Annotated in this window: 17 protein-coding genes and 3 tRNA genes; 10 read left to right on the plus strand and 10 right to left on the minus strand. The window is 64.0% G+C overall.

Annotated features, from left to right (window positions below; translation table 11 throughout):
• Positions 1–33: 33 nt before the first annotated feature.
• The 4 genes from QD172_RS16955 to QD172_RS16970 form a co-directional block, all read right to left on the minus strand.
• Positions 34–513, minus strand: coding sequence for an EVE domain-containing protein (locus QD172_RS16955; protein ID WP_176504123.1), 480 nt, complete (start codon positions 511–513; stop codon positions 34–36).
• A 158-nt stretch (positions 514–671) separates the two neighbouring features.
• Positions 672–748, minus strand: a tRNA-Met gene (locus QD172_RS16960).
• A gap of 43 nt (positions 749–791) precedes the next feature.
• Positions 792–868, minus strand: a tRNA-Met gene (locus tag QD172_RS16965).
• 42 nt (positions 869–910) lie between these two features.
• Positions 911–987: transfer RNA gene (locus QD172_RS16970), tRNA-Met, on the minus strand.
• 369 nt (positions 988–1,356) lie between these two features.
• Between QD172_RS16970 and phbB the strand changes: the two genes are divergently transcribed.
• Positions 1,357–2,103 (plus strand): acetoacetyl-CoA reductase, encoded by a 747-nt coding sequence (gene phbB / locus QD172_RS16975; protein ID WP_077373584.1) that lies wholly within the window; start codon positions 1,357–1,359, stop codon positions 2,101–2,103.
• Between the two features lie 251 nt (positions 2,104–2,354).
• On the opposite strand, the gene QD172_RS16980 is transcribed toward phbB, so the two are convergent.
• A complete protein-coding gene (locus tag QD172_RS16980; protein WP_279856340.1) occupies positions 2,355–5,177 on the minus strand; it encodes a DUF349 domain-containing protein in 2,823 nt (940 codons plus the stop codon).
• Positions 5,178–5,782: 605 nt separating this feature from the next.
• On the opposite strand from QD172_RS16980, the gene minC reads away from it, so the two are divergent.
• From minC to sbcB, 4 genes are all read left to right on the plus strand, one after another.
• A complete protein-coding gene (minC, locus tag QD172_RS16985) occupies positions 5,783–6,565 on the plus strand; it encodes a septum site-determining protein MinC (protein ID WP_191237736.1) in 783 nt (260 codons plus the stop codon).
• 83 nt (positions 6,566–6,648) lie between these two features.
• Positions 6,649–7,467 (plus strand): septum site-determining protein MinD, encoded by an 819-nt coding sequence (gene minD, locus QD172_RS16990; RefSeq protein ID WP_077373593.1) that lies wholly within the window; start codon positions 6,649–6,651, stop codon positions 7,465–7,467.
• Positions 7,464–7,724: a cell division topological specificity factor MinE gene (minE, locus tag QD172_RS16995; RefSeq protein ID WP_043336475.1), complete on the plus strand. Its 261-nt coding sequence runs from the start codon at positions 7,464–7,466 to the stop codon at positions 7,722–7,724. Before minD ends, minE begins: the two co-directional genes overlap by 4 nt.
• A gap of 109 nt (positions 7,725–7,833) precedes the next feature.
• Positions 7,834–9,309 carry an exodeoxyribonuclease I gene (sbcB, locus tag QD172_RS17000; protein ID WP_077373596.1) on the plus strand — a complete coding sequence of 492 codons (1,476 nt, stop codon included), beginning with the start codon at positions 7,834–7,836 and terminating at the stop codon, positions 9,307–9,309.
• A gap of 184 nt (positions 9,310–9,493) precedes the next feature.
• Here the strand turns inward: sbcB and QD172_RS17005 are convergent, their stop codons facing one another.
• Positions 9,494–12,457, minus strand: a complete 2,964-nt coding sequence (locus tag QD172_RS17005; protein ID WP_279856341.1) for an insulinase family protein — start codon at positions 12,455–12,457, stop codon at positions 9,494–9,496.
• A 209-nt stretch (positions 12,458–12,666) separates the two neighbouring features.
• Entirely contained in the window at positions 12,667–13,377 is a 711-nt protein-coding gene (locus QD172_RS17010; protein ID WP_279856342.1) for an SOS response-associated peptidase family protein, read from the minus strand.
• Between the two features lie 299 nt (positions 13,378–13,676).
• Here QD172_RS17010 and QD172_RS17015 point away from each other — a divergent pair, with 299 nt between their 5' ends.
• Both QD172_RS17015 and QD172_RS17020 read left to right on the plus strand, forming a co-directional pair.
• Positions 13,677–14,321, plus strand: a complete 645-nt coding sequence (locus tag QD172_RS17015; protein WP_077373605.1) for a TetR-like C-terminal domain-containing protein — start codon at positions 13,677–13,679, stop codon at positions 14,319–14,321.
• The gene (locus QD172_RS17020) at positions 14,318–16,210 is read left to right on the plus strand and encodes an MFS transporter (RefSeq protein ID WP_279856343.1); all 1,893 of its coding nucleotides are present in this window, start codon (positions 14,318–14,320) and stop codon (positions 16,208–16,210) included. Before QD172_RS17015 ends, QD172_RS17020 begins: the two co-directional genes overlap by 4 nt.
• 143 nt (positions 16,211–16,353) lie before the next feature.
• Here the strand turns inward: QD172_RS17020 and QD172_RS17025 are convergent, their stop codons facing one another.
• The 3 genes from QD172_RS17025 to ccsA form a co-directional block, all read right to left on the minus strand.
• Positions 16,354–17,613: a multidrug effflux MFS transporter gene (locus tag QD172_RS17025; RefSeq protein ID WP_279856344.1), complete on the minus strand. Its 1,260-nt coding sequence runs from the start codon at positions 17,611–17,613 to the stop codon at positions 16,354–16,356.
• Positions 17,614–17,850: 237 nt separating this feature from the next.
• A complete protein-coding gene (locus QD172_RS17030) occupies positions 17,851–19,128 on the minus strand; it encodes an HlyC/CorC family transporter (RefSeq protein WP_077373614.1) in 1,278 nt (425 codons plus the stop codon).
• Positions 19,129–19,227: 99 nt separating this feature from the next.
• Complete coding sequence (ccsA, locus tag QD172_RS17035) at positions 19,228–20,025, minus strand: cytochrome c biogenesis protein CcsA (RefSeq protein WP_077373617.1); 798 nt, start codon at positions 20,023–20,025, stop codon at positions 19,228–19,230.
• Positions 20,026–20,367: 342 nt separating this feature from the next.
• On the opposite strand from ccsA, the gene ffh reads away from it, so the two are divergent.
• From ffh to rimM, 3 genes are all read left to right on the plus strand, one after another.
• A complete protein-coding gene (ffh, locus tag QD172_RS17040) occupies positions 20,368–21,810 on the plus strand; it encodes a signal recognition particle protein (protein WP_077373620.1) in 1,443 nt (480 codons plus the stop codon).
• A gap of 226 nt (positions 21,811–22,036) precedes the next feature.
• Entirely contained in the window at positions 22,037–22,288 is a 252-nt protein-coding gene (rpsP, locus tag QD172_RS17045) for a 30S ribosomal protein S16 (RefSeq protein WP_065392604.1), read from the plus strand.
• An 8-nt stretch (positions 22,289–22,296) separates the two neighbouring features.
• Positions 22,297–22,863 carry a ribosome maturation factor RimM gene (gene rimM, locus QD172_RS17050; protein ID WP_065392605.1) on the plus strand — a complete coding sequence of 189 codons (567 nt, stop codon included), beginning with the start codon at positions 22,297–22,299 and terminating at the stop codon, positions 22,861–22,863.
• The last annotated feature ends 18 nt before the right edge of the window (positions 22,864–22,881 follow it).

Here is a 22,881-nt window from a genome sequence, read left to right on the forward strand (position 1 = left end):
ATGTGCAGGGTTCATCTGGCGCGGGCGGGGGTCTCAAGGCTTGAGGTCGTCCCCGGCCAGGCGGGCGATGCACTGGATCTCGTCCTCGCTCAATGGCATGACGGAAAGGCGGGCACGGCGGACCAGGTGACTGTCGGCCAGCTCGGGCTTCTCCTTCAGGCGCGCGATGGGAAGTGCACTACGCAGCGAACGCAGATAGCGCAGGCGCGGAGCGACCCAGCGCGGCGTCTTGCCGGCCTCGAGGTCCGCCATCTGGCGAGGGTCGAAGCCCTTGTGCTCGGGGTCGCTGGCTGTCGGGTCCGGCAGGGCGAGCTCGCTGACCACGGCCAGCCCGACCACTGCAGGTACCTTGCAGCTGGAGTGCTGGATGAGCACGACATCCCCGAGCTGCATCTCGCGCAGGAAGTTGCGCGCCTGATAGTTGCGCACGCCATCCCAGAGTGCCGGCGACTCGCGGCGCAGGTCTTCCAGCGAGAAGGCGTCGGGTTCGGTCTTGACCAGCCAGTGGCGCATGCAGGCACTCCTTCGAGACTGACGTGATGAGTGTGAAGGGGATGGGCGTGGAGAATGGGAGGAACGAGGGCCGGGCGCTGGCCTCGTCGATATCCTCGCACAGGAATGTCACGCATACGAAAAAGGCCTGATGCAGGGCATCAGGCCTTTCGAATTCTTGGTAGCGGGGACCGGATTTGAACCGATGACCTTCGGGTTATGAGCCCGACGAGCTACCAGACTGCTCCACCCCGCAACACTGGGTACTGCCTTTGCTCCAACTCTGACGCATCAGAGGTTGGTAGCGGGAACCGGATTTGAACCGATGACCTTCGGGTTATGAGCCCGACGAGCTACCAGACTGCTCCATCCCGCAACATCACGTTGTTTCCCAAGTGCCGAAACTGCTGGCGCTTGCTGGTAGCGGGGACCGGATTTGAACCGATGACCTTCGGGTTATGAGCCCGACGAGCTACCAGACTGCTCCACCCCGCATCAACGTGGGGCGTAGTATAAGGATATACAGTGCTGAGTCAACCGTTATCCCGTAATCAGCCGGAAGACTTTCCTGAGGCGGCCAGGCGATGGGGGGGAGCGAGGGTGATGGAATTGACCTCAATCAATGTGAGAGATCTGCTACATACTTTCCGTGGGAATCCTGTCCATACTGAGAGTGACACGCCTCGCGCAGGGCGGTGACAGTCTTCACCGAGCGCACGGTTGTCGCCATGCTGTCAGAGACGCCTGTCAGTGTTTGTCGTTACCGGAAGATCGCCAGCCAGTCGATGAGCGATCAACGGCGAAATGCCATGCTGTGCTCCCTTGCGGGCACAGGACGTTCCAGGAACAGGGAGAGACAATAACATGACGCAAACAGCACCCGTTGCATGGGTCACCGGTGGCACCGGTGGCATCGGTTCCGCCATCTGTCGTGAGCTGGCGAGCCAGGGGTACCAGGTGATTGCCGGTTACAGGAACAAGGAAAAGGCAGAAGGCTGGTTGCAGGAACAGCGTGCTGCCGGGTTCGAGAACATCGCGCTTTCCGGTATCGAGCTGGACAACTTCGAAGCCTGTCAGGCAGGCGTCAATGAAATTCGCGAGCGCTTCGGGCCGGTGGCCGTGCTCGTCAACTGCGCAGGGATCACGCGTGATACCTCCATGCGCAAGATGAGCTACGAGCAGTGGCGCGAAGTCATCAACTGCAACCTCGATAGCGTCTTCAATACCTGCCGTGCCGTCATCAATGACATGCTGGAGCACAAGTACGGCCGCATCGTGAACATTTCCTCCATCAACGGCCGCAAGGGCCAGTTCGGTCAGGTGAACTACTCGGCCGCCAAGGCGGGCATGCATGGTCTGACCATGGCGCTGGCACAGGAAACCGCGACCAAGGGCATCACCGTCAATACTCTGTCGCCGGGCTATATCGCCACCGACATGATCATGAAGATTCCGGAAGAGATTCGTGAATCCATCCGCGAGACGATTCCGGTCAAGCGTTATGGTCAGCCGGACGAGATCGCTCGCGCGGTGGCATTCCTCGCGGACGAGAAATCCGGTTTCATCACCGGTGCCAATCTGGACATCAATGGTGGCCAGTTCATGGGCTGATGTCCGTTCGTGCTCATGCGCCCCGGCGTCTCGCGACGTACCCGCAGGGTGGCAGAACCCGGCAGGGCGGAAGAGGCCATCAAGCGTACAAGAGGCCGCAGAGCGCACTCACAGGAACCAGGATCTGACAGGAGAGGGGCAAGCGCACTTTTCCTGTCGTGAAAACCACGAAGCCCCCGTCTCGAGGAGAGACGGGGGCTTCGTCGTCGTAGGGTGCCGGTCAGCTGACTGTCTATGCCGACCCGACGCCGTCAGTGGTTGAACAGGGCATCGAAGCGCGGCAACTCGGCCTGCCAGGCTTCCCAGTCCAGCGGACCATTGGCCAGCAGCGCATCCAGCACCTCGTCGAGTTCCTCATCACGCTCAAGGCGCTCGCCCAGTTGCTGATTGATGCGGGCCACCTGAACGGTCAGGCGCCGCGATTCGTCTTCCGCACCCAGCGGCGCCTCGAACAGGATCGCCAGATGGACACGCAGCTCCGCGAGGCGCTCATTGGCGGCGTTGGCGCTGACCGGCTCGGCACGGCGCATCTGGTTGCGCGCGGCATTGGCCTGGCGGCTGGCATCGTCGAACGCCGGTGAGTCGGGGAGTTCGACATCCTCGATATTGCCCTGGCGTGCACTGGCATCGGCGACGGCATGTTGCTCCAGCAGGTCGCGCCACTGCTGCCATTCCTGGCGCAGCTGCTGGGCATGGAGTTCATCCAGGCGCTGTTCGCGACGCTTGAGAATGCCATTCCAGCGTCGACGCATGCCGTCACCGCGCTTGCCACGCGGCAGGGCGCCCAGCGCGTCGGCTTCCTTGAGGGCGTCGTCCAGCTGGGCGGCGTCTTCCAGGGTCGTCGGTTCCCAGCTATCGAGGCGCTCGATCAGGGCCTGCCATTGTTCGAGGCGGACCTGCTCGCGCGTGTCACGCGCTTCACGGTCCTGATCACGTGCGGCGAAGATGCGGTCGCAGGCGGCGCGGAAGGCAGACCACAGGCGTTGCTCCTCGCCCTTGGGGGCACGGCCCAGTTCCCGCCAGCGGGTCTGCAGTGCCTTGGCCTGCTCGGCGCGCGCACGTGCCGGAGCGTCTTCATCGGCCAGCGCTTCGGCGGCGTCCACCAATGCCTGCTTGGCCGCGGCGATCTCGCCGGCGCGCTGGTCGATCAAGCCTTGCAGCGCGGTCAGCGCTTCACCGAAGCGATGCGACAGCTGGCGGCCCGGGCCTGCCGGTACCGGAGTGTGACGGCGCCACTCTTCGCGTGCGCGGTCGCGGATCTGGCGCAGGGCGTCCGGGTCCGCATCGCCCATGGCGTGTCCATTGAGCGATTCCAGCTGCTCACAGAGCGCCTCACGCATGGCAAGGTTGTGCTCGCGTGCCTGCTTGCGCGCTTCGCGGTAATCCTGCAGCTGTTGCTTGATGCTGTCCGAGGCGCTGCGGAAGGACTGGCTGGACTCACGGCTGGCAGCGGCATCGCCCAGGCTGCGCCACTGCTGAATCAGTTGCTGATGCTGGCGGTCGCGCTGCTCATCACTGAGGTCCTCGCGCTCGGCCAATGTGGAGATGGCTTCCAGCAGCTGTTCACGCTTGGGAGCGGCGACGAAGTTCTGCCAGTCACGCAGCTCCGCGACGCGAGCGCCCAATTGACGAAGGCGCGTCTGACGCTCGCTGTCGAGCTGGCCTTCGGTGCGGTCGCGCAGTGAACGATGCAGGCGACTGGCGGGCTTGAGCTTGCCGGCTTCCAGGTAGGTGTCCAGCTGATCCAGTTCGGCGCTGATGGCTTCCAGATCAAGCGTTCTGGGCTTGTCGCTGCTGTCCGTGGCGGGCTCATCGGTCGCGGCGGCCTCGTCGGCACTCTCTTCATCGGTCGTCGCCGGCGGTGCAGCTGCCTCCAGCGCCTGGCGCACGGCATGCAGCGTTCTGGTGAGCGGCAGCTCTGCTGGCCAGGCGATCTCGCGCTCGAGACGTGCCATCTGTTCCAGGTCATTGTCGACCAGCGCCGCGTCCATCTCGCCCTGGCACAGCTGATGGCGATACCAGGCATCGAGCGGGTCCTGCAGCTGTTGCTGCAGGCGCTGATGACGTTCGAGCAGCTCGGCAGGGGCCGAGAACTGGTCGGTCAGCTCGCGCCAGCGTTCGCCTTGCAGACGACGCTGAGCCTGAAGGCTGGCGAAGTCATGATCATTGACGCACTCGCGACTGAGGAGGTCCGCGCGCGCCTGGTGCAGGGCCGTGAGGATCTCTTCCAGGTGGGTGCTCAGGTTGGCGCTCAGGCGTTCATGCTCACGGATGGCCTGTTCACGGGCTTCGTGATCGCTGATGACCTTGTACGCCTGCAGACGCGCTTCCTCGAAACGCTGCTGGACGTCGTGGTCGGCGGCCGGCAGTCGCTCCCACTCGCGCAGCAGTGAGCGATAGCGTGATGGCACGCTGTCTTCCCAGGCCTGACGCGGCAGCTTCTCCATCTGGCGCAGCAGGTTGTCACGGCTGGCATTGAGAGCGTCTGCCTGCTGGGCATCCGCGCGGCGCTGGGCGAGCGTGTCGCGGGCCTGACGCTGGACGTGACGATCGCGTCTGGCGCCGCGCACCAGCTGCTCCAGCCCGTCCTGACTGGTGATGCGAGCGGCGGCGGCATGGCGCACCGCCGCGATGCTGTTGTGGCAGGCCTGATGGATCAGGGCGGCTTCATCGGTGAGACGTTCCAGCGCGACCAGACGCAACTGTTGATTGTCCCCGCGCGCCGCGATGGCGGCCAGCAGCTCATTGTCATCGAGGCGTGCGACCAGCTGTTCGCGATCCAGCAGGGAGGGGGCGTCCTGACCACCGCTCAGCAGCTCGACGAGTCGCTCGCGTACCAGCCCGTCGGCCCGGTCCAGCAGCGGCAGCAGTCGCTCCGGTGTCGCCATGCGTGCCAGAGCGGCATGACGCACCTCAAGCGCAGGGTCCTCGAGAATCAGAGACTCGAGTATCTGGCGCTGATCCGGCGTTTCAGGGTCCAGCTGGGCCGCGGCAGCGGAGCGAATGGTCGGGTTGGCATGCTGCCAGCGAGGGGCGAACAGGCGGCCAGTGAGGCGGGAAAGCAGTCCGGTCATGAGAGAGCGGTTATCCAGGCAAAAAAATAGAGGGGCGCAACAGCGGCCAGTCACTCGGACAGGACCAGGACACTCGGGTCTGTCGGTGAACCGGGGTGACGGCGCATGAATTTCGTCACCCCGCTATCTTATCAGTCACGAGGCCATGTTGTGTGGTCTCACGCGCCCATCGGTGCAGGGAAACCGGGGGAGAGTGTCTGCCGAGCGCCTTCGCGCGGGATGAGTCAGGTCATCACGAGATGACTCTTTCGTGCGTCGTGGCCTCGCGACACCTGACAGTGTGGACTGCTGGCCGTATCATCAGTTGCAGCGCCGTGTCAGCTCACATAGCTTTGTTCAGCAGAGCGATGGTTCATGAAAGGCCATTCCTCGCTCGGGTGATACGTCATCACGAAGCTCGCTTCCTGCAGAAGTCGCACTGCGTCGCGGGGAGATGGGGCGTCTGGCCTCGGCGTTTCACCGCATGAGTCGTCGGGCAGGTATCTGCCTGCCGGGCAGATGGCCTTCTGCTTCGGGATGCCATCCCAGGGATGTCTCGAGCGTCACGAGCTTCTTTCACGAGTGTCGGAGGGTGTCACTTCCCTCACGCAACCCGGAGTCAGGTCATGAGTCTCAGTACGGACAGGGCCTCCCAGGCCTTCACCTTCAAAGGCGGCATGCTGCCGATGACGGTCATGGAACTGGTCAGTGGAGACCCGGAGCAGATCCGTGCCCAACTGGTCAGCAAACTCAGCCAGTCCCCCGCCTTCTTTCAGCACACGCCGGTGGTGTTGAGCGTCGAGAAGCTCGACGAGCCGCACCTGGCGCTGGAGCGTATCTGCGCCGTGTGTCGCGGCCACAAGCTGTTGCCGGTGGCGGTGCGCGGTGGTGGCGACCCGGTGCGCCAGTCTGCCTGGGCATTGGGTCTCGGGTGGTTCCCGCCCCAGGAAAATCGCGGCCGGACGCTGGAGTCCGTGCCGCCGGTCACGACTGTCGAGCCTGAGGCGAAAGCGACTCCCGCCGACGAGCCACAGGCGACTGTCGCGGACGAAAAAGCCGCGGTCGTTGAGGTGCCGGCCCATGCCAGCAAGGTTTACCGTGGTACCGTGCGCTCAGGGCAGCAGGTCAGCGCGCCAGAGGGTGATCTGGTGATCATCGGTGCCGTGAATGCCGGTGCCGAGATTCTGGCCGCCGGCAGCGTGCACATCTATGGCGCCCTTCGCGGCCGGGCGCTGGCCGGCATCCATGGCGATCGCAACGCCAGCATCTACTGCAAGGAACTGCATGCCGAGCTGCTTTCGGTAGCGGGAACCTACAAGCGCCTGGACGACATCGACAATCGTCTGCTGGGTGCCAGTGTCGAAGTCGTGCTCGAACACGACCAGCTTTGTATCGCACGCCTCGGTTGAGTGATGCCGGCGTGCCTCGAACGATATCCAATATTTACCGGTGATCCCCGTTTCACGGGGGACTCTCAGCAAGGAAGATACCTTTGGCCAAGATTATCGTAGTGACGTCAGGCAAGGGCGGAGTCGGCAAGACGACCAGCGCCGCCGCCATTGCCACCGGACTGGCTCTGCGCGGCAACAAGACCGTCGTGATCGATTTCGATGTGGGTCTGCGCAACCTGGATCTGATCATGGGTTGCGAGCGGCGCGTGGTCTACGACCTCGTCAACGTCATCCAGGGCGAGGCCAATCTCAAGCAGGCGCTGATCCGCGACAAGCGCATCGACAACCTGCATATCCTTCCGGCCTCCCAGACCCGTGACAAGGATGCGCTGACGCTGGAAGGCGTCGAGAAGGTGCTCGAAAGCCTGCGGGAAGAATTCGACTACGTCATCTGTGACTCCCCGGCCGGTATCGAGCGCGGTGCCCAGCTGGCGATGTACTTCGCGGATGAAGCGGTGGTGGTCACCAACCCGGAAGTCAGCTCGGTGCGCGATTCCGATCGCATCATCGGTCTGCTGTCTTCCAAGACACGCCGTGCCGAGAACGGCGATTCTCCGGTGCGCGAACACCTGTTGATCACCCGCTACCATCCGGCGCGCGTGACCGGGGGTGACATGCTGAATCTGACGGACATCCAGGAAATCCTGTCGATCCCGCTGATCGGCCTGATTCCCGAGTCGGAGGCCGTGCTGCGCGCCTCCAACCAGGGGGTGCCGGTGACCCACGACCAGAAGAGCGATGCTGGTCAGGCCTATGTGGACTGCGTTTCCCGCCTGTTGGGCGAGGAAGTCCAGCTGCGCTTCCATGAAGTCGAGAAGCGCGGTCTGCTGGCCAGAATGTTTGGAGGGGGGCGCAAGTGAAATTACTGGATTTTCTGAAGCGAGAGCGCAAGAAGACGGCCAATGTCGCCAAGGAGCGGCTGCAGATCATCGTGGCTCACCAGCGCAGTCAGCGTGATCAGCCGGATTACATGCCGATGCTGGAGCGTGAGCTGCTGGAGGTGATTCGCAAGTACGTTCAGGTCGATCAGGATGCCATCAACATCTCGCTGGACCGCGAGGATGATTGTTCGGTGCTCGAGCTGAACGTCACTCTGCCGCGCCCCGGCGAGGCATGAGCAGACTCGACAACCGCTGATTCGTACGACTTTCCTGCCAGAACATCGCCCCCCTCGGGCGCGGTGTTCTGGCAGGTGCATTTTCTGACCGTCCGCGTGGAGATTTCCTGTGGCAGAGCCCACCTTCCTGTGGCACGACTACGAGACCTTCGGTGCTGACCCGCGCCGCGACCGTCCATCGCAGTTTGCCGCCATTCGTACTGATGCGGAGCTCAACGAGATCGGTGAGCCGCTGACGCTCTTCTGCAAGCCCGCTGACGACTTCCTGCCTCATCCGATGGCGTGCCTGATCACGGGGATCACGCCGCAGCAGGCCGAGCGTCGCGGCCTGCCGGAGGCCGAGTTCGCCGGGCGCATCAACGACGAGATGAGCGTGCCGGGCACCTGCTCGGTGGGCTACAACAGCCTGCGTTTCGATGATGAAGTCAGCCGTCACCTGTTCTATCGCAACTTCCTCGACCCCTACGGGCGTGAGTGGCAGAACGGCAATTCGCGCTGGGACCTGATCGATGTGGTGCGCGCCTTCCATGCGCTGCGCCCCGAGGGGATCGAGTGGCCGCGACGCGAGGACGGAGCCCCCAGCTTCCGTCTGGAAGATTTGACGGCCGCCAATGGCATCGAGCATGCCGGCGCGCACGATGCCCTGGTCGATGTGCGGGCCACCATCGCCCTGGCGCGTCTGCTCAAGTCACGCAATGCCCGGCTGTTCGAGTATCTGCTCAAGCTGCGCAACAAGCGTCATGTCGCCAGCCTGCTGGACATCGGTGCGCGCAAGCCGATGCTGCACATCTCACGTCGCTATCCGGCCTCGCGAGCATGCGGTGCGCTGGTGGTGCCGCTGGCGGAGCACCCCTCCAATGCCAATGGCGTCATCGTCTATGACCTGTCGGTGGACCCGGCACCGCTGATGGATCTCACTCCCGAGGAGATTCGGGCGCGGGTGTTCGCCAGCGCGGATGACCTGGCGGAAGGTGAGGAGCGCATCCCCCTCAAGGTCATTCATCTCAACAAGAGCCCGGTGCTGATGCCGGCGACGGCGCTCAAGGATGTCTCCGGCCCTCACCAGGGGGAATACGGCGAGATCGTCGCGCGCCTCAAGCTCGACCCTGCACGATGTCGTGAGCACTGGAAGTGGCTCAAGGACAATGCGGGGGTCGGCGTGAAGGTCGCCCAGGTGTTTGCCGAGACGCCGCCGGCCGGCCCGGCTGACCCGGACCTGATGCTCTATTCGGGAGGCTTCTTCTCGCCCGCGGACCGCAAGGAGATGGAGCGCGTGCGGGCCTCTCACCCCGAGGCACTGGATGACACGCCCTTCGCCTTCCAGGATGGGCGACTCGAGGAGATGCTGTTCCGCTACCGCGCACGCAGCTACGGCTACACGCTTGATTCAGCCGAGCGGGAGCGCTGGGAGCAGTGGCGCTGGGAGCGCATGAATGACGAGCAGGTCGCCAGCCTGACCGTGAAGGGCTTCGTCAGCGAGATCCAGCGTCTGGCCCAGAACGAGCAGGATCCGGCGCGCGTGCAGATTCTGGAAGAACTGGCGATGTATGTGGAAGGCATCATGCCGCCACAGGCCTTTGGCTGATTCTCGAAATTCTCGCAGCCACAACGACACGACCCCGGCGAATTCGCCGGGGTCGTGTCGTTCATCTCTCGGAAAAAACTGACGCTCCACTCGTCTCTGATCTGCTCTTCACTTCACGGCTCCGTCCTTCACGGAAGCGTTCTGACTGACCCGCCTGGCCGTCGGGCATGCACGCGTGGCGCGATCAATGCTGGGCATTGCCCGCAGGTTGCGCCGAGGGAGCGGCGGTGGTGGCACCGTGCTCGGCACGTGGCGCCTCCGGCAGCAGGGGGAGCGCGAGCGTCGGCAGGCGCTGATCGAAGTCGCTGGGGATCTCGGGATCAAAGGCCAGTTCCAGTGGCGCCGCCTGAGTCACCTGCTGCCAGGCGTCACGGATATCCTGGACGCTGACCTGCTCCACGGCGTGGATCAGCTGCTGGCGGCGATCAAAGTCGGTCCAGCCGAAGCTCAGTTCGCTCCAGTTGCGTGATGCAAGCTCGGAGAGGCGGCGCGGCTTCTGCTCGAGACCATCGATCACTGCGCTGCGATAGCTGGCGAGCGTGGCTTCATCCAGCGCCGTGATGCGCTCATCGAAGGTCGTGAAGAAGGCATCCATGCGCGAGAACAGGGTCTTGCTGTCCTTGGAAGGCGACTGGACCAGCAGGCTCAGGCCCGGGGCATCCAGCATGGGGGAGTAGCTGGCCGAGACGATGTAGCCCAGTTGCTCATCGGTGCGCAGCCGGCTGTAGAACGGGGCTTCGATCAGCTGGCCCAGCACGGCCAGACTGGCCTGACTCTCGAGCGTGCGATCCTTGCCCTGCAGGTAGCGCAGTGCGCCGGCATCACCGCGTGAGCTCTCCGGTCGCAACGCGAGGGGCTGGTCCACCCGGTGGATGGCAAGCTCCGGGATGCCGTTGCGCGTGACGCGGGGGGCCAGGCCATTGATCACCAGCTGACCGGTCTCGCGTGCCTGAGTGTCGCTCAGGTTGCCTGTCACCATGGCCTGGACATGCAGGCGTGCCAGGAAGCGCTTGCGGAAGGCGTCCAGACGTTCGCTGGTGACCTGCGCCAGCACGTCCTGCTGCTGCGAGACGGTGGTGGGCTGGCCGACCAGCGCTTCACTGAGACTGCGGCCCAGCTGCGTATACAGGGGCGCCTGGGCGCGATTGCTCAGGCTGCGTGTCATGCGCTGCGTGATGCGTGCCAGTCGTTGAGAGTCGATGTCACCATTGACCAGTTGATCCAGCACCTCGCGCATTTCCGGCTGCTGGCCGTCGCGCCAGCCACTGAACTGCAGCGTGATGCCGCGGCCATGGGCATAGGCCAGAGCATCCTGTCCGGCCAGACGTGCCGGGTACAGGCGGGCATTCAGGCTGTCGTTCAGCCATGCCGCCAATACGCGACTCATGACTTCATCCTCGACCGAGGCACTCACGGCGGGGTTGAGCAGCCCGAAGCGCCACTCGGCCTTCGGGACCCCGAAACTGTCATCACCCTGATACCAGAGTTCGGCGCCGGGCTCGTCGATCAGCTGACGTGGCGGCGCATCGGGCAGATTCAGGACCTGGAAGTCGCTGGCCAGATAAGGATTGGGGGCCGGAAGGGCAAGCCGGGCGGCCAGCGAGGGATCGTCTCCGGCACGGGCGACGGCATCGTCCGTGAGGCGCGTCAGGGTATAGGGCGCCTTGAACCATTTGCCCTGTTGCTCTCCCGTGACATCAGGGCCGGAGTAGACCTCCAGCAGATTCTCTGGCGTCAGGCGATCAAGGGTCGACTCGATCAGCTCGGCGTCATAGTCCTGCATCAGGTAGGGCGCGGCCAGCACATCCTTGACCGGATAGCGCGTCATCATCATGGCCAGGCTGCTGGCCAGGTCCACGGGAGAGCTGCGCTGCTGGAAGCGGAATTCCTGCTCGCCCAGCGCCGCCTGCTCCTTGTAGCGCCACTCCTCCAGGCCCTGCTGGCGAATCAATGCCAGATAGTCGAACAGCGCGGCGCGGATTTCCGGCTGATGCCGGGCGCCTTCGGGCGTCAGGGTGACACTGATGCTGAGCAGGGCATTCTCGCCATCGCTGGGGCCGCCGCCGGCCGAGAGCCCATCCGCCCAGCCCTTGTCCTTGAGCACCGCCAGCAGGCTGCCTTCCCCTTCATGTCCGATGAGATTGGCAAGGTAGCTGACCGGTTTGACGCGATACTGCGCGATGGGGTCCTCGATGGGGAACATGAAGTCGAGCTCGCGCTCCTGCTTGAGTGCCTTGACCTCCACGCGTGCGGGCAGCTCATCGGCAGTGACCAGCGGCGCGTCGATCTGTGGCCGTGAGAGCTCGCGATTCGGGACATCGGAGAAATTGTGGCGCGTCAGTGACTCCAGCGTGTCCAGCGTTTGGGGGCCGACCAGGGTGAGGCGCATCACGCCGGCGCCGTAATGCGCCTGATAGAAGTCCACCAGGCGTTGGCGCAGGCTGCCGGCCTCGCTGTCCTTGAGTGTCTCGAGGCTGCCGACGCTGAAGCGGTTGAAGGGGTGATCTGGATTGAGTGCCTGCTCGACAGCCTCATTCACGCGCCGCCCGTCATCCTGCAGGCGTGCCTGATATTCGGAATGCACGGCATGACGCTCGCGGTCGACGTAGTCGGCATTGAACTGTGGTGCGACGAAGAAGCGGGCAAAGCGCGGCAGGGCCTCGGCGAAGGCATCCGGTGCGATATCGAAGAAGTAGTTGGTGTCCTGGCTGGCGGTGAAGGCGTTGTGCTGCCCGCCGTGACGGGTGATGAATTCCTGATAGGCATCAGGCTCTGGATAACGATCGGTGCCGAGGAACAGCATATGCTCGAGGAAGTGAGCAAGTCCGGGAACGTCATCGGGGTCCTGGGCGCTGCCCACCTCCACGTCCATGGCAGCGGCAGCCTTGTCAGCCGCCGGGTCGCTCACCAGCAGCACCTTGAGGCCATTGTCGAGCGTCAGGCTGCGATAGTCGCGCTGGTCATTGGCGCTCTTGATCACCGGGCCTGCCTGGGTGATGGCAGAGGCCGAGGTGGCTGACGTCATGGAGGACGGTGCGGGGGGCGTGGAGGAATCGGCCAGGCTGACGCCGGGCGATAGGCCGGTGATGACGATGGCGGCAATGGCAGCGCTCAATGCGAGCGGACGGAATCCTGATGGCAAGGACATCTTCTCTCCTGGTTCACGGCACCGATGACACTGGCATGGTGGTTCGATAAGGGCGATTCATGCGTCGCAAGCGCGCAGGTAGATCAGCAACGCCTCACGAGCAGTGCAGGTCCGAGGATGTGCTCCCCTTCTAGCGATACGCGTGTCTGACCGGCCTGGATTCAGCGTTCCCGATCTGAGCATGCTGTCCGGGCGCCGAGTGGCGTCTCTCAGCTCAGCTTCGGGCCAGTGGGATGCGCGACGCTCCATTCCTGGTGCGCGGGATCATTGACCCGGCGAGCGACGGGGAAGGCCGCGAGGCTGGCGTCCGGTGTCAGCATGGCACGTACCCTGTCCAGCGGGGTATCGGCGCTCAGCCATTCCCGCACCTGATGCGGTGCGATCACCGCCGGCATGCGGTCGGTCAGACGTGCGGTGACACCCGCGCACGCCACGCTGATCAAGGCAAAGCTGTCGCGCCCCTCGGGGGGCAGTCCTTCCATCAGCGGGGGGCTGAAGTGGCGGGTCCACAGCGCGGCGAGCAACAGCGGAGCGCGGGTGGCGTGCGTGACCAGAAAGGGCTGCTTCATGCGCGGCTGTTCCTTCCAGACATAGACCCCACCGACGGGAATCAGTGCCCGTTGACTGGTAAAGGATTCGCGGAACATGCGTCGCGTTTCCAGCGACTCGGCGCGCGCCACGTGGGGCGCGTGGTCCATGACCTCCAGCCAGCTGGGCGTCAGCCCCCAGAGCGCTGGCACCTGGCGAAGCCTCGGGCCTTCCAGGCGCAGCATCGAGACCGGCAGGCGCGGAGCGCGATTGGCGCTCACCAGGCGCTCCTCCCGCAGTTGACGCGTGAGGGCAGGCGTCGCGAGTGATCCGAACAGTTCACTGGGCGGCAGGTCTTCGGGAAACGGGGGAAGGTACAGGCGTCCGGCCACGGAAATCCTTTGAGATTAAGGGCAGGGGGGAACATGCAGGGCGACGCATTGCCCAATCATGAGCGCGAGAGCCCCGCTGCACGCGGCAGTCGCCAGCATGCCACACCTTGGTGGCGCTTGCGTTTGTGCTCAGTCTCGATATGCTGGACGGAAACACTGTTCGATTCAATGGCTGACATGGGGCGCTTCAAGAGCAGGATGCTCAGGCATCGTGACTCTCTCTGCCAACCCGCGCAGTCCGGACACACACCGCGCCAGATTCGCTGCGCGGTAACGCATCTCAGCACCAGAGGAATTCGATGGCCCGTCCACGTCAGCATGCACCGGAAGCGCTGCATGCGCGGGTAATGGAGACATGCGATGAATGGCTCAAGCAGCAGCCCGTTCACGCCTTGTCCTTGCGCAACCTGGCTCGCGAAGTCGGTTGCGCCCCCAGTACCCTGCTCAAGCTCTACGGCAGTTTTGGCAACCTGCTCCAGCACGTCAATCTGACGACCCTGGACCGTCTGCGCGATGCGATTGCCGGGCAGGAGACCCCGAGCCCCTCCCAGCGTCTCAAGGCATTGGCGCGAGCCTATTGGGGCTTTGCCCAGCGCGACCCCTATCGCTGGCAGCTGCTGTTCGATTTCCCGCTGGCTCAGGAAGGGGAGCTGGATCAGCGTCAGAACGCCATGATCGAAGGCTTGTTCGAGCGAGTGGAGCTGGCTCTGGTCGAGTACGCTCCCAAGGTGGAGTCAGTGGAAGCCAAGCGCATGGCGCGAACCCTGTGGGGCAGCGTGCATGGCCTGGTCCAGCTGGGCATGAATGAACGCCTGGGTCTGTGGCAAGGACAGCCGCTGGAAGTCACGGAACTGCTCGACCAGCTGCTGGATACCATGCTGGCGGGGCTCAAGGTGCGCAGCGAGGCTGCAGGCTCGGGGGATGCCACGGAAGCAGGGCGATGAGTCGAGACCTTCTGCGGCGGCCACGCTTTGCCCCCTTCTTCTGGACCCAGGCCCTCGGGGCCTTCAATGACAATCTCTTCAAGAACGCGCTGCTGCTGCTGCTGACCTTCGTGGTCATCGAGCAGCGCGGTTGGGACACCGGCGTCGTCAACAATCTGGCCGCCGGATTGTTCATCCTGCCTTTTCTGCTGTTTTCCGCCTGGGGCGGCCTGCTGGCGGACCGCCTCGACAAGCAGCGGCTGATCGTCAGGCTCAAGTGGCTGGAGCTTGCCACCATGAGCGTGGCGGCGGGTGCCTTGATCTTCGAGGCCTGGGAGCTCTTGCTGGCGCTGCTGTTCATGATGGGCACCCAGTCCGCGCTGTTCGGCCCGGTCAAGTACGCCATCCTGCCTCAGCATCTCAAGGCCGATGAGCTGGTCAGTGGCAACGCCTGGGTCGAACTGGGTACCTTCCTCGCCATTCTGGTCGGTACCCTGGCGGCCGCGGCCTTGATGGCGCTGGGCGGTGAGCTGGCGCGCTGGGCGCTGTCGGCATCGCTGGTGTCGCTGGCGGTGCTGGGCGTACTGGCTGCCATGCGCATTCCTCCGGCGCCTTCCGCTTCTCCGGGGCCGGTGCCCTGGCGGCCGCTGTCCGGCAGCGTGGCGGTGATGCGCGAGGGGCTGAGCAATCGTCGGCTACGCTGGGCGCTGCTCGGCATCAGTGCGTTCTGGTTCCTCGGCGCGAGCTATCTGACGCAATTACCGGCGTATGCGCGGGATATCGTCCATGGGGCCGAAGGGGCGACATCGGCCCTGCTGGCGGCCTTTGCCATCGGCATTGGCCTGGGGTCGCTGGCCTGTGAGCGTGTCTCGCGTGGACGACTCGAGACAGGGCTTGTGCCCTTCGGGGCGCTGATCATCTTTGCCGGCGGGCTGGACCTTGCCTTGCGCCCGGCGCTGGCTGAGGCCCAGATGGCCACGCCGCTGATCGAGCTGCTGGGCATCGCCGGATTCTGGCGCATGTGGCTGGATCTCGGCGTCATCGGCTTCGGCGGCGGCCTGTATATCGTGCCGCTCTACACGCTGTTGCAGCTGCGCAGCCCCGAGGACCATCGCGCGCGCATGATCGCGGCCAACAATGTGCTCAATGCCTTGCTGATGGTGCTCTCGGCCGGTGCCGGCATTCTGGTGCTGGGCGTGATGGGGCGTGATATTCCGGACTTCCTGCTGCTGCTGTCCTTGATCAGTGGATTGATCGCGGTGATCTGCATGCTGCGTGACCCGCGGCCCTTCCTGCGGCTGATCATCTTCATCCTCATTCACCTGATGTATCGGCTGCACCTCAAGGGGCGCTGGCGGATACCGGCGGAAGGCGCGGCACTGGTGGTGTGCAACCACGTCAGCTTCATGGATGCGCTGATACTCGGCGGCGCCAGCCCGCGCCCATTGCGGTTTCTGATGGATGCCGAGATCTATCACTCTCCCTGGCTCAAGTGGTTCTTCCGTATTGCGGGGGCCATTCCGGTGGATTCCTCGCGCAAGGACCCCGCCGGTGTGCGTCGTTCACTGGAAGAGGTCGGCATGGCGCTGCGCGAGGGCGAGGTGGTCATGATCTTCCCGGAAGGCAAGCTGACGCGAGATGGGGAAGTGGGACGCTTCCGGCGTGGGCTGGAGCTGATCCTCGCGCGTGATCCGGCGCCGGTGATCCCGATGGCTCTGGGGGGCTTGTGGGGGTCGTGGTTCTCCCACGGCGGCGGACCGGCCTTTGCCAAGTGGCCGCGTCGCCTGCGTGGTCGGGTGGAGTTGTGCGTCGGTCGCACCTTCGCGCCGGAGAACGTCAAGGCTGCGGAGCTGGAAGAGGCCGTGCGCGATCTGCATCGCAAGGCGACACGCCTGGCGGACTGCCAATGACGGGGTGAAGCTGCTCTGGTCGAGGGTGGCAGCCCCCTCACGTGGTGAGCGCGAGAGCGTTCCCTGAAAAAAAGACGCCGTCCGTGGCTTCACGGGCGGCGTCTTTGCGTATGCGGTTCACGTTCTGTGGACAGTGATGGCGCTTACGCGGGGGCGCTGGAACTGCTGCCGTGGGCGGCAGGCTGATTGGATGGCGCGGTGTGGCGGGTTACCCAGAAGCCGATGCCGCCCACCAGGCATGCGGCAAGCATGACCAGCGGTACCGGCAGCATGTTGGAGCCGTTCAGCCACAGGCTGGCAATCGCACCGTAGAGTCCGCCGCCCAGGAAGAGCGCGGTGCCCGAGATGGCGTTGGCGACCCCGTGGCCGCGGGTGAACAGCGACTGGTAGTCCGCCATCACGTTGGGGGTGATCATGGCGCCTGCGCCAAGTACCACCAGCATGCCGGGAATCAGGGTGGCGGCGCTGATCGTGCCAGTGAGACCCAGCCCCAGCAGCCAGGTGATGCCGGTCAGCTGGACGCTCAATGCCAGCTTGACCAGCGTGCGCGTGCGCAGGTGCTTGAGGCCGAGGTGATTGAGACGGTTGCCGACGAACATCGCGACCACATTGGCGCCGAAGGCCAGCGCGAACTGCGGCGGTGTCATCCCGAGCAGCCCTTGATACAGGTAGCTGGCATTGGTGATGAAGGTGAACATGATGCCGGGCCCGCACAGGATCAGCATCAGGTGCCCCGGGACTCCCCGGGTGGTGAGGACGTCGCCATAGCTGCGCAGCACGTTGCGTGGTCTGAAGGGCGTGCGCTCGCTGGCGAGGTGAGTCTCCGGCAGCCAGCGATGGATGATCAGGCCGACTATCAGCCCGTAGACTCCCAGCGCGAAGAAGATCGTCGTCCAGTGGCTCAGCGAGATCACCAGGGCGCCCAGGGACGGCGCTATCAGTGGCGCCGTCATCAGTACCATGGTCACGTTGGTCATCAGGCGCGCGGCGTCCTTGCCGGTCGCGACGTCTCTCACCACGGTGCGCGAGACACCGCCGGTCATGCCGGTGGCGATGCCCTGAAGCACTCGCCAGACCAGCAGCCAGTGGAAGTCTCGTGTCAGTGCGCAACCGAGTCCGGCGACGAGAAACAGCACGAAACCAGTCAGGGCGACGGGGCGGCGTCCGAGACTGTCGGACAGCGGGCCACCGCCCAGCTGACCCATCGCGTAGCCGAAGAAGAACATGGTGATGGTCAGGCCGATGCGATGCTCGTCCACACCGAAGTCGCCTGCCATGGAAGGCATGGCGGGTAGATAGGCGTCGGTCGCCAGAGGCGCGAGCGCCACCATCAGTGCCAGCATCAGCGTGAAGCGTGCGGGGTGGTGGTGCAGGACAGTCGTCGGGGAAGAGGCTTGGGTCATGAGGGCCATTTGCGGGTAGTGGGCAGTGCAGAAAAAGGTGGTCCGGCGATCCGGCGATCCGGCGATCCGGCGATCCGGCGGCCCGGCGTTCCGGGCAGGCACAGGATAGCGTGTGTCTCCGGCATTGGCCGCCCCGTGGCGTGCAACACCGCATTGCAATGGACGTGAACGCGAAGGGCCCGCCAGATGGCGGGCCCTTCGCGCATGACGCTGCAACGTTACCCTGCAGGCGCTGGATCAGGTACGCGTGGTGCGCGAGGCCTGCCAGCAGCGTGCCGAGGTGATCTGGTTGTCCTTGACCTGCTGGATCTCGATGCGGGTCGTGCCGATGGCCAGACTGGCTGGCGCATCCGGGAAGGATTCCAGGTGCTCGAGGATCAGACCATTGAGCGTCTTGGGGCCATCGGTCGGCAGCTGCCAGCCGATGGCCTTGTTGATCTCGCGGATGTTGGCGGTACCCTCGATCACGTAGCTGCCGTTGTCCTGAGGATGGATTTCCTGATGGGTGCCGGCCACGTCGGTGGTGAACTCGCCGACGATCTCCTCAAGGATATCCTCCAGTGTCGCCAGCCCCTGCACATCGCCATACTCGTCGACCACGATGCCGATGCGGCGCTTCTGCTTCTGGAAATTGAGCAGCTGGGTATGCAGCGGGGTGGATTCCGGGATGAAGTAGGGCTCGCGGGCCTCCTGGATGATGGAGGCCTTGGTGACCTCGTCCAGTGACAGGAAACGGGCCGCATTGCGCAGGTGCAGGATGCCGATGATGTTGTTGATGTCACCCTTGTAGATCGGCACTCGTGTGTGCTGACTGGCGCGGATATGACTGAGAATGATGTCGAGATCATCATCGAGGTCGATACCGAAGATTTCCTGACGCGGCACCATGATGTCATCGACGGTGACGTTCTCGAGGTCGAGGATCGACAGCAGCATGCCCTGGTGACGGCGCGGGATCATGCTGCCAGCCTCGTGGACCACGGTGCGCAGCTCGTCACGGGTCAGGCTGTCGGCCCCGCCGCTGACATCGCGAACGCCGAACAGGCGCAGCAGGCCATTGGAAATGCCATTGACCAGCCAGACCAGCGGATAGAGCAGCTTGAGCATGGGCTCGAGAATCACCGACGCCGGGTAGGCGATACGCTCGGGATTCACGGCGGCCATGGTCTTGGGCGTCACTTCGGCGAAGATCAGCACCACGATGGTGAGGACGGCAGTGGAGATGGCAGGGCCGGAGACATCACCGAAGTAATGGATGGCAATGATGGTGGCCAGAGACGCTGCCAGATTGTTGACGAAGTTGTTGCCGATCAGGATGACGCCGATCAGACGGTCCGGGCGAGATAGCAGGCGGGTAACGCGCTTGGCGCCGCGCTCACCGCTCTTCTCGCGGTGGCTCAGGCGATAGCGGTTGATCGACATCATGCCGGTCTCGGAGCTCGAGAAGAAGGCAGACAGGAAGATCAGGATGACCAGCAGGCCGAACAGCAGCCCCAGCGGGGTGTCGTCGCTCAAGAGTGAAGGGTCCTCGGTGGCGGATTTACGCGCATGATACTGCTGCCGTGACGGCAATGCACCAGCTGCTGCGGGTGCTGCCCGTCACGACAGCGACGCTCAGTGGGAAAACACGACCTGCAGGGCGAACTTGGTGCCGAAGAAGGCCAGCGCCAGCACCAGGCAGCCGCCCAGCGTCCAGCGCGCCGCGCGCTGTCCGCGCCAGCCCAGGACATGATGGCCGAACAGCAGCACGGCGAAGATCACCCAGGCGCCGAAGCTCAGGACCGTCTTGTGCGCGAGGTGCTGGGCGAACAGGTTGTCGAGGTAGATCATGCCGCTGAGAATCGACACGCTGAGCAGGATCATTCCGGCCCAGATCAGCTCGAACAGTGCGCGCTCCATGCTGGTCAGCGCGGGCAGTACCTGGACGATGCCGCGGGTGTGACGCTTCTTCAGCGCATGTTGCTGCAATGACAGCAGACCGGCCTGCATGGCCGAGATGCTGAAGAAGGCCAGTGCCGCCACCGAGGTGAGGATGTGGGCGATGAGCCCCGCGGAAAGTGGATTCTCGGTATTGGCGCTGGGAAGATTCATCACGCCAAGGACGCAGATGGCCGCCACGGGGAAGAGGGCAGCACCGCCGGCAATCACCGGCTTGAACATGCTGGCCAGGATCAGCAGCAGGCTGATGGCCCAGCTGACCAGCGAGGCGCTCTCGAACAGTCCGAGGTGCAGCTCGCCGCCATGGCTGATGGTGAGCCAGACGATCACGGCATGGCAGGCGACGGCTACCAGTGCCAGGCCGCGTACCAGACGTGGTCTGGACGGTACCCGGCGGATGAGCGTCAGGCCCTGCCACAGGCCGGCGCCGAGATAGAAGATGATGGCCAGAAAGGCAAAGGGCAGAGCCTGCATGTGCTGTTGTCCAGGTGCCGAGGATGTACGAGGAGGCAGGTCCTGTACGAGACGCTGCCTATATGATGTGACTATACCGAATGCACTCATGTGATTGCATCCACGCCACGCGCTTTGAGGAGGCTGGCGGAGCCGTGTCGGGGAGAGAATTCCCGGCGAGAGAGGATTTGGTCGGCGCTTGAGTGTCCCCATCATGGAGACAGACCCGCCCTGTGCGTATAATGCGCCACAGGATGAACCATTCACGCGCTGGGGCGTCATGCCGTGACCCCCGGAATCGAGGACAGCACTGTTCTCGAGCCGCTGCGAGCGGCCCCCAGACGTCCCTAGCCGGAGAGGCCCATGTTTCAAAGTTTGAGTGATCGCCTGTCGCAGACGCTGAAGTCGATTACCGGCCAGGCCAAGCTGACGGAAGACAACATCAAGGACACGCTGCGTGAAGTGCGCCGTGCGTTGCTTGAGGCGGATGTCGCACTGCCGGTGGTCAAGGCCTTCATCGACCGCGTGCGCGAGCGTGCCGTCGGCCAGGAAGTGTCCAAGAGCCTGTCGCCGGGTCAGCAGTTCGTCAAGATCGTCCAGCAGGAGCTGGAAGCGATCATGGGCGAAGCCAATGAAGGTCTGGTGCTCAAGGGCAGCCCGGCCGTCATTCTGATGGCGGGTCTGCAGGGTGCGGGCAAGACGACCACCGTCGCCAAGCTGGCGCGTTATCTGCGTGAGCGCGAGAAGAAGAAGGTGCTGGTGGTCTCGGCGGACGTCTATCGTCCGGCCGCCATCGACCAGCTGGAAACGCTGGCCAGGGAAGTCGAGGTGGATTTCTTCCCCTCCGACTCCTCCCAGCAGCCTGTCGCCATCGCTGAAGCGGCGATGAAGCACGCGCGTATCCAGTTCCACGACGTGGTGCTGGTAGATACCGCCGGCCGTCTGCATGTCGATGCCGACATGATGGACGAGATCGCGGCGCTGCATCGCAGCGTCAATCCTGATGAGACGCTGTTCGTCGTCGATGCGATGACCGGTCAGGATGCCGCCAATACCGCCAAGGCCTTCCATGAAGCCCTGCCGCTGACCGGTGTCGTGCTGACCAAGGCCGATGGTGATGCGCGTGGTGGTGCGGCGCTGTCCGTTCGCCACATCACCGGCAAGCCGATCAAGTTCATGGGGATGGGGGAGAAGGTCGATGCCCTCGAGCCCTTCCACCCGGACCGCATCGCCTCGCGCATCCTCGGCATGGGCGACATGCTGTCGCTGATCGAGGAAGCCGAGCGCAGCGTCGACAAGACCAAGGCCGAGCAGCTGGCCAAGAAGGTCCAGAAAGGCTCGGGCTTCGATCTCGAGGACTTCCGCGACCAGCTTCAGCAGCTCAAGAACATGGGTGGCATGGGCAGCCTGATGTCCAAGCTGCCGGGCATGGGGCAACTGGCGGAAGTCGCCCAGAGCCAGGCCAGCGAGAAGGAACTGGGCAAGCTCGAGGCGATGATCAACTCCATGACACCCAAGGAGCGTCGCAACCCGGATCTCATCAATGGCTCGCGCAAGCGTCGCATCTGCATGGGCTCCGGTACCCAGGTGCCGGACCTCAATCGTCTGCTCAAGCAGCACAAGCAGATGGCCAAGATGATGAAGAAGGCCGGCAAGAAAGGTGGCATGCAGAAGATGATGCGTGGCATGTCCGGCATGATGGGCGGCGGCGGTCCCGGTGGCATGGGTGGCCCCGGCGGCATGGGCGGTCCCGGCGGGATGGGAGGCATGGGTGGCCCGGGCGGCGGACGCTTCCCGCGTCGCTGAGTCTCCGGCAAGGCACTGAGGTTCTCGCCGACAGGATTTCGTGGCGTCAGAGTCACGAATCGCGCCCCGTGACACGGCTCGTGTCGCGGGGCGCGCGTATGGCCATGGAAAAAGGTTTCCAAGGCTTGGCATTTTCCGTAGAATGTCGCCTCTTCGTGTGGACCCTCCATGCGAAGCCGAGTTCTGTGGCACGATTTTCACTTCAACACGAAGGACAGATTACGCAATGGTTACCATTCGTCTGGCACGTGGTGGCGCCAAGAAGCGTCCCTTCTACCACCTGGCTGTAGCTGATTCCCGCACAGCCCGTGATGGCCGCTTCATCGAGCGCGTCGGCTTCTTCAACCCGGTCGCTCGCGGCCAGGAAGAGCGTCTGCGCATCGATCTCGAGCGCATCGCTCACTGGCAGCAGCAGGGCGCACAGGTCTCTGACCGTGTCGCTCAGCTGATCAAGGAAGCTGGCAAGCAGCAGGCTTGATTTCCAGGATGCCTACTCACTCGAACAACCCGCAGCCGACCGCACACACCTCGCATGGCGATGATGTGGTGGTCATGGGGAAGCTTACCAGCCCCTATGGCGTGAAAGGCTGGCTCAAGGTGTACTCCTACACCAGCCCGATCGATGGCATCTTCGACTATGCCGGCTGGATCCTGAAGCTTGACGGGAAGCAGATTCCCGCGCGACTTGCCCAGGCACGTCGTCATGGCAAGGGTCTGGTGGCGCAGCTGGAAGGTGTCGACGATCGCGAAGCGGCGCAGGCGCTGGCCGGGGCGGAGATTCTCCTGCCCAAGCAGCAACTGCCGCAGCTCGAGGTGGGTGAGTACTACTGGCATCAACTGGAAGGTCTCGAGGTGGTGACGCTGGATGGCCAGCGCCTCGGACAAGTGAACACCCTGATGGAAACCGGTGCCAACGACGTTCTGGTGATCAAGCCGAACGATGACAGCATCGATGAGAAGGAACGGCTCGTGCCGTACCTGCCCGATCAGGTGGTTCGCGATGTGGATCTCGTCAATGGACGCATGAGCGTCGATTGGGATCCCGAATTCTGATGAAAAGCACAGAGAGCT

This window comes from Cobetia sp. 10Alg 146 (genome assembly GCF_029846385.1).
GTDB classification, from domain to species: domain Bacteria; phylum Pseudomonadota; class Gammaproteobacteria; order Pseudomonadales; family Halomonadaceae; genus Cobetia; species Cobetia marina.

Excerpts from the sequence above, each read along its gene's own strand:
- QD172_RS16955 (WP_176504123.1), bottom strand. The coding sequence starts at position 513 with ATGCGCCACTGGCTGGTCAAGACCGAACCCGACGCCTTCTCGCTGGAA.
- QD172_RS17015 (WP_077373605.1), top strand. The coding sequence starts at position 13,677 with ATGGCCCGTCCACGTCAGCATGCACCGGAAGCGCTGCATGCGCGGGTA.
- QD172_RS16980 (WP_279856340.1), bottom strand. The coding sequence starts at position 5,177 with ATGACCGGACTGCTTTCCCGCCTCACTGGCCGCCTGTTCGCCCCTCGC.
- QD172_RS17020 (WP_279856343.1), top strand. The coding sequence starts at position 14,318 with ATGAGTCGAGACCTTCTGCGGCGGCCACGCTTTGCCCCCTTCTTCTGG.
- QD172_RS17025 (WP_279856344.1), bottom strand. The coding sequence starts at position 17,613 with ATGACCCAAGCCTCTTCCCCGACGACTGTCCTGCACCACCACCCCGCA.
- rpsP (WP_065392604.1), top strand. The coding sequence starts at position 22,037 with ATGGTTACCATTCGTCTGGCACGTGGTGGCGCCAAGAAGCGTCCCTTC.
- QD172_RS17005 (WP_279856341.1), bottom strand. The coding sequence starts at position 12,457 with ATGTCCTTGCCATCAGGATTCCGTCCGCTCGCATTGAGCGCTGCCATT.
- minC (WP_191237736.1), top strand. The coding sequence starts at position 5,783 with ATGAGTCTCAGTACGGACAGGGCCTCCCAGGCCTTCACCTTCAAAGGC.
- ccsA (WP_077373617.1), bottom strand. The coding sequence starts at position 20,025 with ATGCAGGCTCTGCCCTTTGCCTTTCTGGCCATCATCTTCTATCTCGGC.
- ffh (WP_077373620.1), top strand. The coding sequence starts at position 20,368 with ATGTTTCAAAGTTTGAGTGATCGCCTGTCGCAGACGCTGAAGTCGATT.
- rimM (WP_065392605.1), top strand. The coding sequence starts at position 22,297 with ATGCCTACTCACTCGAACAACCCGCAGCCGACCGCACACACCTCGCAT.
- phbB (WP_077373584.1), top strand. The coding sequence starts at position 1,357 with ATGACGCAAACAGCACCCGTTGCATGGGTCACCGGTGGCACCGGTGGC.